Below are 12863 nucleotides of genomic sequence, written 5' to 3' on the forward strand. Positions count from 1 at the left end.
CAGCTCGATCTTCGCGCTGAACGAGACCAAGGTCATCGACGGCAACTTCGTCCGCATCATGACCTGGTACGACAACGAGTGGGGCTTCTCCAACCGCATGAGCGACACCGCCGTCGCCATGGCGAACGCCAAGTAAGCCTCGCTTCGGCAAGAGAAAGGCGCCTTCCTCGCGGAAGGCGCCTTTTTTCTTTGAGGCAACCAGCCCTCAGGCCGCCCGCACCGTCGCCAGGAAGTCGCCGACCTGCGCGTTCAGCCCGGCGGCCTCGCTGGTCAGCTTGCCGAGCGCGTCGACCAGTTCGCGGGCGGTGCGGCCACTCTCGTCGGACGCGGCGGTGACGCCGGAGATGCTGCTCGACACCTCCCCGGTGCCGGCGGCGGCCTGCTGGACCGAACGGGTGATCTCCGCGGTTGCGGCGTTCTGCTGCTCGACCGCGGCGGAAATCGCCGTGGCGATGCCGCTCAGCCGCTCGATCACCGCCGCCACCTTCTGGATCTCCGTCACCGCCTGACCGGTCACCGTCTGGATGCCGCTCATCTGGCCGCCGATCTCGTCGGTGGCCTTGGCCGTCTGGTTGGCCAACGCCTTCACCTCGCTGGCGACGACGGCGAAGCCCTTGCCGGCCTCCCCTGCCCGCGCCGCCTCGATGGTGGCGTTCAGCGCCAGCAGGTTGGTCTGTCCGGCGATGGAGTTGATCAGCCCGACCACGGTGCCGATCCGCTCGACCGCCTCGGCCAGACTGCTGATTCGCCCGGTGGCCTCCTGCGCCATGCCGACCGCCTCGCCGGCGACGCGGCTGGCTTCCGACACCTGCCGGCCGATCTCGACGATGGAGCCGGTCAGCTCCTCCGACGCGGCGGCGACGGTCTGCACATTGGCGGCGGTGTCGTCGCTGGCGCTGGCGACGATGCCGGCCAGCTGGCTGGTCTGCTCCGCCGCCTGCGACATCGCCCGCACCTTCTGCCCCAGCGCCTCGGTGGTGGTGGAGACGGAACGGATCATGCCGCCCACCGTCCCTTCGAAGCGCGCCGCCAGCCGGTCCATCGACTGCCGTTTTTCCGCTTCCGCCTGACGGTTGGCTTCGGCCTGCTCGGCCTCCAAGCGGCGGCTGTCCTCGGCATTGACCCGGAACACCTGCACCGCACGGCCCATGTCACCCAGCTCGTCGCCGCTGTCGGTCTCGGGGATGACGGTGGACAGGTTGCCGTCGGCGAGGCTGCGCATGCTGTCGGACAGACGGCGGATGCGCCGGCTGATCGAGTTGCCGACCAGCGCGATCAGCGCCACCACCGGCAGGGCCAGCCCGCCGACGACGACGGCCATGGTCCACAGGCTGCTGGTGAAACGTGCATCCAGATCGTCGATGTAGACACCGGTGCCGATCAGCAGCTGCCAGGGCTCGAACATCTTGACATAGCTGAGCTTGGGCAGCGGCACCTCGGTGTTCGGCTTGGGATACATGTATTCCACGAAGCCGTCGCCCTTGGTGCGCGCGGTGTCGACCAGCGCCCGGACGAAGAACACACCGTTCGAGTCCTTGTTGTCGCGCTGGTCCTTGCCGATGACGTCGGGCCGAACCGGATGGATGACGGTCTGGTAGTTCAGGTTCTGGACAAAGATGTAGTCTTTGCCATTGTAGAACATGGTGTTGAGATTGGCCTTGAACCGCTCGAACGCCTGTTCGCGCGTCAGGCGCCCGGCTTTGACTTCAGCTTCATATCCGGTGGCCAGTCCATGGGCGGTATGCACGACGGAGCGCAAGGTCTCCTTCCGCTCCTCCAGCATGTTGCGCTGGTCGAGCCAAAGGGCGGCGGCGGCAATCGCGATGGACACGGCGCCGGCCAGCGCCACCAGTGCCCACAGCTTCGCGCGCAAAGTCATCTTCGGTCCGCTCATAAGGCATCCCCCCTAAATCGTTCGAGGGACGTCGAGCAAATACGATGCCAGTTAAGGGTGTGTCGGCACCGAGCGCAGCAAACCGTTCATAAAGCGATCCATCCGTCATTCTGCCAATCAGCCCATGCAGCATGCGCAATCGGCATCGCATTTTGCGAATTCTCACCCGGCCTTGACGTCGGTGACCCCGGCGGCACGGCCCAGGCACTCGGCGATCCAGGCGGACAGGCTCTTGCCCTCCCGCGCGGCGCAGTCGGCGACGGCGCGGTGCAGGATCGGGTTGATGCGGATGGCGAGACGGCCGGAGAAGGGCTGTTCGCCGTCACCGCCCATATCGCAGGACAGGTCGAGATAATCGTCCACCGCCCGCCGGAAAGACTCCCGCAGCTCGTCCACAGACCGGCCGGAAAAGGTGATGCCGTCGTGGGTGTTGATGACTTCGCCGACGAAGACGCCCGCTTCGTTGTCGAAGTCGATCTGGGCCTTGTAACCCTTGTATTCCATCATCGCGGCATTCCCGGGAGAGGTATTCCAATGAAACGGGCGCCGGCGCTCCGGCCCCCACCCTCTGTGACTGACCATACTCCGGGAGGGCGACCGCAGGGTTTGACCTGCCTCAATTCTCTCAACCGGCCGGGAGACGGCTGCGGGCCGGCTGCGGAGTTTGAGCCGTCCGGCAGGCCCGGCTACAGTGGCCGCTTGGCCCTTCCCCCGCTGGCGCGCACCATGACCGCATCGCTATCCGTCCGTCCGGTTCCGGCCCGGCCCATCCTGATCCGCAGCTTCGGCGACGCGCTGGCCGCGGCGCGGGCGGCCGAGTCGGCCGGCACCGGCCTGACCCTGATGGCGCCGCCGGCAGCGGGAGCGCTCTGGCTGCTCGGCGTGCTGGAGCGGGTGCGCCGCTCCCACCCCGGAGTGGCATCGACCGGCCTGCTCGATTGCGGCGACCGCGCCGGCGAGGCGCAGGGAGCACTGGCGGCCGGCGTGCCCGGCCTGCTGTTCACCGGCCATCCGCAGGCGGCGGACCGCCTCGCGGCAATCGCCGCAGCCCGTGGCGCCGTCCTGCTGACCCGATGCCCGCCGTTGCTCGACCTCGCCGCCGAAGGTCGGGGGAGCGACCGCGCCGAAAGGCTGGAGGCCCTATGCCGCGACTGGCTGGCGCGGGCCGAAGGATAGGGCCCGACTACCGCTTTTTCGCACAGCCTCTCCGCGCAAAGGTGGTGTAACGTCACCTTAGGATATTTTTGTGACACGCCGCCCTCCCTCCGATGCCGGATGACCCGCCCATGAGCATCACCTCCCTCACCACGCCGGATCAGACGATTGCGCAACCTCACCGTCCGGGGCAGGCCGCTGGCGGCCGCCACTCCGAACGGATGGGACACAGACCGGCACCCGGGCCGGAGAAGATGCGCGGCCTCAAGCTGGTCGCCGTCTGGGTCGGGCTGACCGTCGGGTCCTGGGCGGTGCTCGGCGGGGCCGGATACGGGCTCTACACGCTGGCAGGATCCCTTCTGCCCTAACCCCTTCGGATGGGTTCCACCCCCTCGCAAGGGCCCTCCCCGACCGCAGGCCCTAGGCCGTTCAGGCGTGGCAAATGGCCGCTTTATGCCCCTCCCGCCGTTGCAAAGCGGCCCAATACGGGCTAAGACGGCGCCATTTCCAAGAATGCCCCAGGGGAAGAGCCACAATGAAGCTCACGCGCCGCGTCAAAGACATTCTCGCCAACTACGAGAGCGACAATCCCGGCACCAAGGCGAACCTCGCCCGCATCCTGATGGAAGGCAAGCTCGGCGGTACGGGCAAGCTGGTGATCCTGCCGGTCGACCAGGGCTTCGAGCACGGGCCCGCCCGCAGCTTCGGCCCGAACGATGCCGGCTATGACCCGCACTACCATTACCAGCTGGCCATCGACGCGGGCTGCAACGCCTACGCCGCCCCCCTGGGCTCGCTGGAAGCCGGCGCCGGCACCTTTGCCGGTTCGATCCCGCTGATCCTGAAGATGAACAGCGCCAACTCGCTGTCCACCCAGAAGGAAGCCGCCGACCAGGCCGTGACCGCCTCGGTCCAGGATGCGCTGCGCATCGGCGCGTCGGCCATCGGCTTCACCATCTATCCCGGCTCCGACTGCATGTACGACCAGTACGAGGAGTTCCGCGAGCTGTCGAAGGAGGCCAAGTCCTACGGCCTCGCCACCGTGCTGTGGTCCTACCCGCGCGGCGGCGCCGTCACCAAGGACGGCGAGCTGGCCATCGACGTGATCGGCTACGCCGCCCACATGGCCGCTCTGCTTGGCGCCCACATCATCAAGGTCAAGCTGCCGTCGGCCACGCTGGAGCAGCCGGAAGCCAAGAAGATCTACGAGTCGAAGAACATCCCCATCGCCACCCAGGCGGAGCGGGTGAAGCACATCATGCAGTGCGCCTTCAACGGCCGCCGCATCGTGGTCTTCTCCGGCGGCGCCACCAAGGGCGAGGATGCGGTGTTCGAGGACGCCCGCGCCATCCGTGATGGCGGCGGCAACGGCTCGATCATCGGCCGCAACGCCTTCCAGCGCCCGCGCGAGGACGCCCTCAAGCTGCTCGACCGGATCATGAAGATCTACCAGGGCCGGGAGTAACACTTGGCCAAGGGAAAGCCGACGCAGGCGGAACCTGCCTGCCGACTGTACCTCGTGACGCCGCCGGCCCTGGAGCCGGCGGCGTTCGCGCCGATTCTGGCGGAAGCGCTGGATGCGGGCGACGTCGCCTGCGTGCAGCTTCGCCTGAAGGACTGCTCCGAGGACGACATCCGCCGCGCCTGCGACGTGCTGCGCCCCATCGTGCAGGAGCGTGACGTCGCCTTCATCCTGAACGACCATCCGCGCCTGGCGCGGGAAGCTGGCTGCGACGGCGTGCATGTCGGCCAGACCGACACGCCCTATCGCGACGCCCGCAAGATCATGGGCAACGACGCCATCGTCGGCGTCACCTGCCACGACAGCCGCCATCTCGCCATGATCGCCGGCGAGGAAGGGGCGGATTACGTCGCCTTCGGTGCCTTCTTCCCCACCGCCACCAAGACGGCCGAATACAAGGCCGAGCCGGAACTGCTGAACTGGTGGTCGGAGCTGATGGAGGTTCCCTGCGTCGCCATCGGCGGCATCACCGCCGAAAACTGCGCGCCGCTGGTCACCGCGGGCGCCGATTTCCTGGCCGTGGTCAACGCCGTCTGGGGCCATCCCCAGGGTCCCGGCGCCGGGGTCCGGGCGCTGAACGCCGCCATCGAGGCCGCCCTCGCCGGTCCGGCCGGCTGACATCGAGAGGCCGGCAGGGTGTGTGTGTACCGGCCATGCTGAAACACAGCATGCAGGCTCTGCCGAATCATAGTATGCCGGCTCCGCCGATTTACGGACAGGCCGGCTCCGCCGGCGGTGCATCTACGCGGGTTTCCACACAATCATGGACCTTTTGACGCCCGAGTCGCTGGGCATCCTGTTCGCCGTCGGCCTGCTGGCCGGCTTCGTCGATTCCATTGCCGGCGGCGGCGGCCTGCTGACCATTCCGGCCCTGCTGGCCGCCGGCCTGTCCCCGGCGGAGGCGCTGGCGACCGGCAAACTGCAATCCAGCTTCGGATCGCTGTCCGCCACCATCAAGTTCGTCCGCCGCGGCGAGGTCCATCCGGCGTCGATGCGGACGATGATCCTCTGCACCTTCGTCGGCGCAGGCGCCGGCGCGACGCTGGTGCAGCTGCTCGATCCCAGCTTCCTGCGCGACGTCATCCCGATCCTGCTGATCGGCATCGCCCTCTATCTGCTGCTGTCGCCCAAGGCCGGCGACGTGGATGCCCACCAGCGCATCGGCGAGCATGCCTTCGCGCTCAGCATCGGCACCGGCATCGGCTTCTACGACGGCTTCTTCGGGCCGGGTACCGGCACCTTCTTCGCCATCGCCTTCGTCTCCCTGCTCGGCTACAACCTGCGCAAGGCGACCGCCCACACCAAGGTGCTGAACCTGACCAGCAACCTCGCGTCGCTGCTGTTCTTCATCGCCGGCGGGCATGTGCTGTGGACGGTCGGGCTGGTGATGGGCGTCGCGCAATATATCGGCGCCCAGGCCGGCGCTCATATGGTGATCCGCAACGGCGCCCGAGTCGTGCGCCCGATGCTGGTCGTCGCCTCCATCGTCATCACCGCCAAGCTGGTCTGGACCGACGAGCACAACATCCTGCGCGAGCTGTTCAGCGCCGCAGCCGCCTGGGTCGCTTGACCGTCGCCTGATGGGCGACCTCCGCCGGCCTTAAGTCTGCGTATCTCCACCGATATTCGACCGTCTTGCGAACGCCGCCGTAGGGGTTAACCCCCATCCGGCGGCGTTCGCGTATGCGCGTTCGTCTTTTCCCCTTCCGATTTCCATCGGGCTCCGCAAATCTGTTCGTAGGGCCAACAAAAAGTGGTGGGAGACCCTTTACGTAAGCGTCAGTTCGTGTATCATTGCGTCAATAACACAATTGGGGGAAGGAACGAATGTCTCCGACGACGCTCAAGACACGCCTGCTGACCGCCGCCGCCGCCATTACGGTCACCGCGGCGACCGCCTCCACGGCCTTCGCCGCTGGCTTTGCGTTGAAGGAGCAGAGCGTATCGGGTCAGGGCACCGCCTATGCCGGCGTGACCGCCGGCGGCAACGGCGACGCCAGCTCGATGTTCTACAATCCGGCCACCATGGGGCTGGTGACCGGGATCGAGGCGGTGCAGACCGCCACCGGCGTCATCGTGAAGTCAAAGGTCGACAGCGCCAGCGCCAACCGCGCCCGGCGGCTGGGCGGCACCTCGATCGGCGGCAACGCCTCGCCCGGCGACATCGCCCAGGACGCGTTGGTTCCCGCCGGCTACTTCGTCTATTCGATCGATGACGATCTGAAGGTCGGCATCTCGGCCAACGGCCCGTGGGGTCTGGTCACCGATTACGGCGACAGCTGGATCGGCCGCTATCACGGCATCCGTTCCGACCTGCGCACCTACAATTTCGCGCCGTCGGTGTCCTACCGCATCAACCCGATGATCACGCTGGGCGGCGGCGTCCAGATCCAGTACGCGAAGGCCAAGCTGTCGCAGTCGTCCGACTTCGGCGCCAGCCGCCTCGGCCGTCCCGGCTCGCTCGACGTGAAGAGCGACGTGACCGGCGACGACTGGGGCTGGGGCTTCACGCTCGGCGCCCTGATCGAGCCGGTGAAGGGCACCCGCGTCGGCCTCGCCTACCGCTCGGCGGTGAAGCACACGCTGACCGGCAGCATCTCCTTCACCGGCCTGCCGGCGCCGCTTGCCGGTGCCCTGCCCGCCCAGAGCGCCAGCGCCGACCTGACCACGCCGGACATCGCCTCCATCGGCCTGTACCACGAGGTCAACGACCGCTGGGCGGTGATGGCCGACGTGCAGTGGACCAACTGGTCGCGCTTCCGCGAGTTGCGCGTGAACATCGCCAACCCGGCGCTCAACTCCGTGACGGAGGAGCACTGGAAGGACACCTGGTATTACGCGCTCGGCACCTCCTACAAGGTGACCGACAAGCTGACGCTGCGCGCCGGCGTCGCCTTCGACCAGGGGTCGGTCGACGTCGAATACCGCACGCCGCGCATTCCGGAACAGAACCGCTACTGGCTGTCGGCCGGTGCCGGCTATCAGGTCACCGACAATCTGCGCGTCGATGCCGCCTATTCGCACGTCTTCATCCCGAAGACGTCGGTCGCCCTCACCGACGACCTGACCGGCCCCGAGGCCGGCCGCGGCAACCTGAATGTGGACTACAAGAGCAGCATCGACCTGATCGGCCTGCAGGCGAAGTTCACGTTCTAAACGGCCCAGACGTCCCGCTTGCTCGCAAAGCCCCTCTCCTGTCACCGGAGAGGGGTTTTGTCATTTTACACTCCTGCGACCGGCAGCCACAGCACCTGCTCGATGCTCTCGGCGCCGCTGCACAGCATCGCCAGCCGGTCGAAGCCCATGGCGATCCCGCTGCTCTGCGGCATGCCATGCTCCAGCGCCGCCAGGAAATCCTCGTCCACCGGGAAGCGCTCGCCATAGAGCCGTTCCTTCAGCGCCATGTCCGCCTCGAAGCGGGCGCGCTGCACCGCCGGATCGGTCAGTTCCCCGAAGGCGTTCGCCAGTTCCAGCCCGCAGGCATACAGCTCGAAGCGCTCCGCCAGCCGCGGGTCCTCCGGCTTCGGCCGCGACAGCGCCGCCATGCACAGCGGATAGTCGGTCAGCACGCAGGGGACGCCCTCGCCCAGATGCGGCTCGATCCGGTCGAACATGATGCGGAAGACGATGTCCTCCCAGCGGTCGCCATGATGCGGCGCGATGCCGATGCGCTCCGCCTCCGCCGCCAGGGCGGCCGGGTCGGGATCGTGGCTGCCGTCATAGGTCGCCATCAGGTCGATGCAGGCATACTCGTGAAACGCCTCGGGCACGGTCAGAACACGCCACGGCGCGAAGGGATCGCAGGTCATGCCGCGGAAGTCGAAGCTCCGCCGCCCGCCGGCCTCGGCCCCGGCGCACAGCAGGTCCCGGCAATCGTCGATCAGCGTGCGATAGCCCTCGCCTGCGCGATACCATTCCAGCATCGAGAATTCAGGTGCGTGCGTCACCGACCGTTCGCCGTTGCGGTAGACATGCGCCAGCTGCCACAGCCGCGGCAGGCCCGCGACCAGCAGCTTCTTCATGGCGAATTCCGGGCTGGTGTGCAGGTAGAGCGGCCGGCTGTCGTCAGGGTGCGGTCCCCGCAGTTCGGTGGCGAAGGCCTGGAGATGCGGCTCCATCCCCGGCGACACCTGAAGGGCCGGCGTGTCGACCTCGATGAAGGCCAGCTCCTCGAACACGCGGCGGACGGCGTTCAGCACCCGGCCGCGCGCCGCCAGATAGGGCCGGCGGCGGGCCAGCGCCTCGGGATGCCAGGGGGGGAGTTCGGCGGATCGGATGGAGGCGGACATGTCGGCGCGCTCTTGATGGACGGTCGAAAAGGGTGCGGCCGCATCAGAGCACCCACGGCCGGCGTACTCAAGCCGGCTTGGGATTGGTCACAGCCGCTGCCTGTGATAAACTCCGCCCATCCTCGTCGAACCGCAGGGCCGGGCCGCCGGGTCGCGACGGATGGAACACTGAACAGGGTCGGCAAAAGCGTTTCAAACGTTCCAAACGTCCCATTGCTGGAGCCGTTCTAAACCCGGCGGGCCGGTTTGGCGAAGAATCGCCCATCAACCGGCCGGATTGCGTGCCGTTATCGTTCCGCGCCGTTGCCTACCGGCGGTCAAGCTGGTAGGGTCCGCGCCGCCCATATTTCCGGAAGTCATGAGTAAGCCATGAAGGTCAATGCCAACACGATGCGCCCCGGCCATGTGCTGGAGCACAACGGTAAGCTCTGGGTCATCACCAAAACCGCCATCGTGCAGCCTGGCAAGGGCGGCGCCTTCATCCAGCTGGAAATGAAGGACGTTCGCACCGGCAACAAGTCGATCGAGCGGTTCCGCACCCAGGAGACCGTTGAGCGCGCTCGCCTGGACGAGCATGAGATGACCTTCCTCTTCGCCGAAGGTGACAGCTTCACCTTCATGGACAAGGAAAGCTTCGAGCAGGTCGCCATCCCGCGCGACATCATCGGCGAACCGGCCGTCTTCCTCCAGGACGGCATGGAAGTCACCGTGCAGAGCCACGAAGGCTCGCCGCTGGGCGTCGAGATCCCCGGCAAGGTCACTCTGCTGATCACCGAGTCCGACCCGGTGGTGAAGGGCCAGACGGCCTCTTCGTCCTACAAGCCGGCCAAGCTGGAGAACGGCGTGTCGATCCTGGTTCCGCCGCACATCGAGGCCGGGACCCGCGTCGTCGTCGATACCGCCAGCGGCGAATACGTCGAGCGCGCCAAGGACTGATCCTTTCCAAGGTCCGTCCTGCCATCACCGGTCTTCGCCATGCGCGGAGGCCGGTGTATTGTTTTCTGGTTCCTGCTGCACGAAACGGTACACCAACACCCATGGCCACCCGCTCCGCTCTCATCAACGTCATGGTCCGCGCCGCCGAAAAGGCCGCGCGCGGTCTCGTCCGCGACTTCGGCGAGGTCGAACACCTCCAGGTGTCGCGCAAGGGGCCCGCGGACTTCGTGTCCGCCGCCGACCTGAAGGCCGAACGCACCCTGCGCGAGGAATTGCAGAAGGCGCGGCCCGAATTCGGCTTCCTGATGGAGGAGAGCGGCGCGTCCAAGGGCAGCGATGCCGAGGCGCGCTGGATCGTCGATCCGCTCGACGGCACCACCAACTTCCTGCACGGCCTGCCGCACTGGGCGATCTCCATCGGCGCCGAGCGCAACGGCGAGATCGTCGCCGGGGTGATCTACGCCCCCATCGGCGACCAGCTGTTCTGGGCCGAAAAGGGCGTCGGCGCATACGTCAACCACACCCGCCTGCGCGTGTCCGAACGCCGCCGGCTGGAGGATTGCGTGATTGCCACCGGCATCCCGTTCAAGGGCCGCGGCGACCACGCCACCTTCCTGAAGGAACAGGAAGCGGTGATGAAGGAGGTCGCGGGCATCCGCCGCTTCGGCGCCGCCTCGCTCGACCTAGCCTACACCGCCGCCGGCCGATTCGACGCCTATTGGGAACGCGGCCTGGCTCCCTGGGACTGCGCGGCCGGCGTGCTGATGGTCACCGAGGCCGGAGGTTTCGTCGGCGAGATCGAGGGCGGCCGCAACCCGGTCTTCACCGGCAACGTGCTCGCCGCCAACAGCCACCTCCAGGTCCCGGTCGCCCGCCTGCTGAAGGGCGCCAAGGGCTGACCTCCGGCCCGCTCGTCCGCCGCCTTCCCGAACGGAGACGGCGGATGAGCGGTTGTGGCTGGAGCGATCGATAGGCTATGGTTTGCGGGACAAAGGTTTAACGGGACATATCGTTTTGCGCCGCTGGGGACACGCCGACCGCAAGCACCTTGCCGCCGCCGCTCTGTGCGCGGTCTGGACGCTCTCTCCGGCTGCCCTGTCGGCGGCTGCTCCGGCCACCGCCCCGGCCACCAACGCCGCCGCGACGCCTGCCGGCCTGACGCTGGAGAATGCGGTTCCCCTGTCGGTTCCGCCGCGCCCCAGCCTGCGCACGCCGCCGCCGGTCAAGGCGCCGCCGCGCCTCACCCTGCCGCAGCCGCTCGAAGCCCCGCCGCCGCCGGCATTGACCGAAGGCCCGGCCCAGCCGACTCCGCGGACCACCACCGCCAAGACCCAGCCTCCGGCCACGGCTCCCGCCCAGCCGCAGCAGCCCGCTGCACAAGGGATGCCCGCCGCTCCGACGCCCGCCGCTCCGGTTCCGGTCACGCCGCGGACCGACACGGCGGCACTACCCCCTCCCCCGGAGGCGGCACCTCCTGCGGCTAGCCTGCCACCTTCGAGCGTTTTGAGCCTTGTGTTCCCGGCCGATGCCACCAATCTGCCGGATGCGGCGGACGCCGTGGTCGACCGGATCGTCGAGCGGTTGCGCGCCAGCGGCACCGCAAGGCTCCAGCTTCGCTCCTACGCCAGCGGCACGCCGGATACGGCGCGCGAGGCGCGGCAGCGGGCGTTGGCCCGGGCGCTGGCATTGCGCGAGCGGCTGACCGCCTTCGGGATCCGCAGCACCCGCGTCGATGTCCGTGCGTTGGGCATGGACGAGGGCGGTGGGGTTGCCGACCGCATCGACGCCGTCTTTCTGAACGAGTAGCAGCGCCCACACCGTGCGCGAGGTCTGATCGGAACACCCCTTCGGAGCATCATGACCGCCATAATCCCGACGACCCGACCGCAGGAGGTATCCGCCCTCATGACACGCCCGGAGCGGTTCCTGACCCGGATGATCCTGTTCCTGGTCGTGGTCTGCGCGGTGACCGGCCTGCTGTTCCCCGCCTTGCGCTCGGCCTTCCTCAACAACGCACCGCTGAACGGCGTGATCCTGGCGACCTTGCTGGCCGGCATCGCCTTCATCTTCCGGCAGGTCCTGATGCTCCGCCCCGAAGTGGCGTGGCTGGAGCAGTACCAGAGCGGCGTCGCCCCGGCCACCCTGCAGGAGCCGGTGCTGCTGGCGCCGATGGCGCGCATGCTGGGCGAGCGGCGCGGCCGGCTGACCCTGTCGGCCCTGTCGATGCGCTCGATGCTGGACGGCATCGCCTCCCGCCTCGACGAATCGCGGGAGCTGTCGCGCTATCTGATCGGCCTGCTGATCTTCCTCGGCCTGCTCGGCACCTTCTGGGGTCTGCTGCACACCGTGCAATCGGTCGGCGGCGTCATCGGCAGCCTGTCGGTGCAGGGCGGCGACGTCGGCAGCATGTTCTCGCGGCTGCAACAGGGGCTGGAAGCGCCGCTGGTCGGCATGGGCACCGCCTTCTCCTCCTCGCTGTTCGGTCTGGCCGGATCGCTGGTGCTGGGCTTCCTCGAACTCCAGGCCAGCCAGGCCCACAACCGCTTCTTCCAGGATCTTGAGGACTGGCTGTCCAGCGCCACCCGCCTGTCGAGCGGGGCCGCCGGCGGGCTCGAGTCGGGCGACCATGCCGCGTCGGCCTATCTGACCGCCCTGCTGGAGCAGACCGCCGAGAACCTCGATTCGCTCCAGCGCACCGTCGCCACCGCCGAAGAGGGCCGGCGCGCCGCCAACGCCAATTTGATGGCGCTGACCGAGCGTCTGTCGAGCCTGACCGACCATATGCGGGCCGAACAGCAGCTTCTCCTGCGCCTTGGCGAGAACCAACTGGAGGTGAAGGGGCTGCTCGACCGGCTGGCGGAGAATTCCGGCGCCGGCTTTGACGACGCCTCGCGCCAGCATCTGCGCAACATGGACATCTACCTCGCCCGCATCGTCGAGGAATCCTCTAACGGCCGGGTCCAGGCGGTGCAGGAGATCCGCAGCGAAATCAAGCTGCTGGCCCGCACCATCGCCGCGCTTGCCGAAGAAGCCGACCAGCAGCCGCGCTGATACCCAGATCACCACA

The 12863-nt window shown here is 67.7% G+C and carries 13 protein-coding genes and 1 pseudogene; 11 read left to right on the forward strand and 3 right to left on the reverse strand.

All coding sequences use genetic code 11. The annotated features are described in order from the left end of the window. Positions 1-136: pseudogene (locus tag VH569_RS05690) on the forward strand (erythrose-4-phosphate dehydrogenase); the annotation flags it as partial. Between the two features lie 69 nt (positions 137-205). Here VH569_RS05690 and VH569_RS05695 read toward each other — a convergent pair. Together VH569_RS05695 and VH569_RS05700 are read right to left on the reverse strand one after the other, a co-directional pair. After that, the gene (locus VH569_RS05695) at positions 206-1894 is read right to left on the reverse strand and encodes a methyl-accepting chemotaxis protein (RefSeq protein WP_423314516.1); all 1689 of its coding nucleotides are present in this window, start codon (positions 1892-1894) and stop codon (positions 206-208) included. A gap of 162 nt (positions 1895-2056) precedes the next feature. Then, positions 2057-2401: a type II toxin-antitoxin system HicB family antitoxin gene (locus VH569_RS05700; RefSeq protein WP_376958670.1), complete on the reverse strand. Its 345-nt coding sequence runs from the start codon at positions 2399-2401 to the stop codon at positions 2057-2059. Between the two features lie 219 nt (positions 2402-2620). Between VH569_RS05700 and VH569_RS05705 the strand changes: the two genes are divergently transcribed. From VH569_RS05705 to VH569_RS05730, 6 genes are all read left to right on the forward strand, one after another. Continuing rightward, a complete protein-coding gene (locus VH569_RS05705; RefSeq protein WP_423314517.1) occupies positions 2621-3070 on the forward strand; it encodes a hypothetical protein in 450 nt (149 codons plus the stop codon). A 110-nt stretch (positions 3071-3180) separates the two neighbouring features. Then, the gene (locus VH569_RS05710; protein ID WP_376958666.1) at positions 3181-3417 is read left to right on the forward strand and encodes a hypothetical protein; all 237 of its coding nucleotides are present in this window, start codon (positions 3181-3183) and stop codon (positions 3415-3417) included. A 167-nt stretch (positions 3418-3584) separates the two neighbouring features. Then, complete coding sequence (locus VH569_RS05715; RefSeq protein ID WP_098740259.1) at positions 3585-4514, forward strand: class I fructose-bisphosphate aldolase; 930 nt, start codon at positions 3585-3587, stop codon at positions 4512-4514. Between the two features lie 3 nt (positions 4515-4517). Next, entirely contained in the window at positions 4518-5189 is a 672-nt protein-coding gene (gene thiE, locus VH569_RS05720; RefSeq protein WP_423314518.1) for a thiamine phosphate synthase, read from the forward strand. Positions 5190-5334: 145 nt separating this feature from the next. Next, positions 5335-6141: a TSUP family transporter gene (locus VH569_RS05725; RefSeq protein ID WP_423314519.1), complete on the forward strand. Its 807-nt coding sequence runs from the start codon at positions 5335-5337 to the stop codon at positions 6139-6141. Positions 6142-6398: 257 nt separating this feature from the next. After that, positions 6399-7727 carry an OmpP1/FadL family transporter gene (locus VH569_RS05730; protein ID WP_423314520.1) on the forward strand — a complete coding sequence of 443 codons (1329 nt, stop codon included), beginning with the start codon at positions 6399-6401 and terminating at the stop codon, positions 7725-7727. A gap of 65 nt (positions 7728-7792) precedes the next feature. Here VH569_RS05730 and epmA read toward each other — a convergent pair whose 3' ends face one another. Continuing rightward, complete coding sequence (gene epmA / locus VH569_RS05735; protein WP_423314521.1) at positions 7793-8860, reverse strand: EF-P lysine aminoacylase EpmA; 1068 nt, start codon at positions 8858-8860, stop codon at positions 7793-7795. Between the two features lie 369 nt (positions 8861-9229). Here epmA and efp point away from each other — a divergent pair, with 369 nt between their 5' ends. The 4 genes from efp (at position 9230) to VH569_RS05755 (ending at position 12847) form a co-directional block, all read left to right on the forward strand. Next, entirely contained in the window at positions 9230-9796 is a 567-nt protein-coding gene (efp, locus tag VH569_RS05740; RefSeq protein WP_109048864.1) for an elongation factor P, read from the forward strand. A 101-nt stretch (positions 9797-9897) separates the two neighbouring features. Further along, positions 9898-10695 carry an inositol monophosphatase family protein gene (locus VH569_RS05745; RefSeq protein ID WP_109048865.1) on the forward strand — a complete coding sequence of 266 codons (798 nt, stop codon included), beginning with the start codon at positions 9898-9900 and terminating at the stop codon, positions 10693-10695. Between the two features lie 115 nt (positions 10696-10810). Continuing rightward, complete coding sequence (locus tag VH569_RS05750; RefSeq protein ID WP_423314522.1) at positions 10811-11602, forward strand: OmpA family protein; 792 nt, start codon at positions 10811-10813, stop codon at positions 11600-11602. 51 nt (positions 11603-11653) lie between these two features. Further along, complete coding sequence (locus VH569_RS05755) at positions 11654-12847, forward strand: flagellar motor protein MotA (RefSeq protein WP_376958650.1); 1194 nt, start codon at positions 11654-11656, stop codon at positions 12845-12847. Positions 12848-12863: the final 16 nt, after the last annotated feature.

It is taken from the genome of Azospirillum sp. 11R-A (assembly GCF_049472615.1).
GTDB classification, from domain to species: Bacteria; Pseudomonadota; Alphaproteobacteria; order Azospirillales; family Azospirillaceae; genus Azospirillum; species Azospirillum palustre.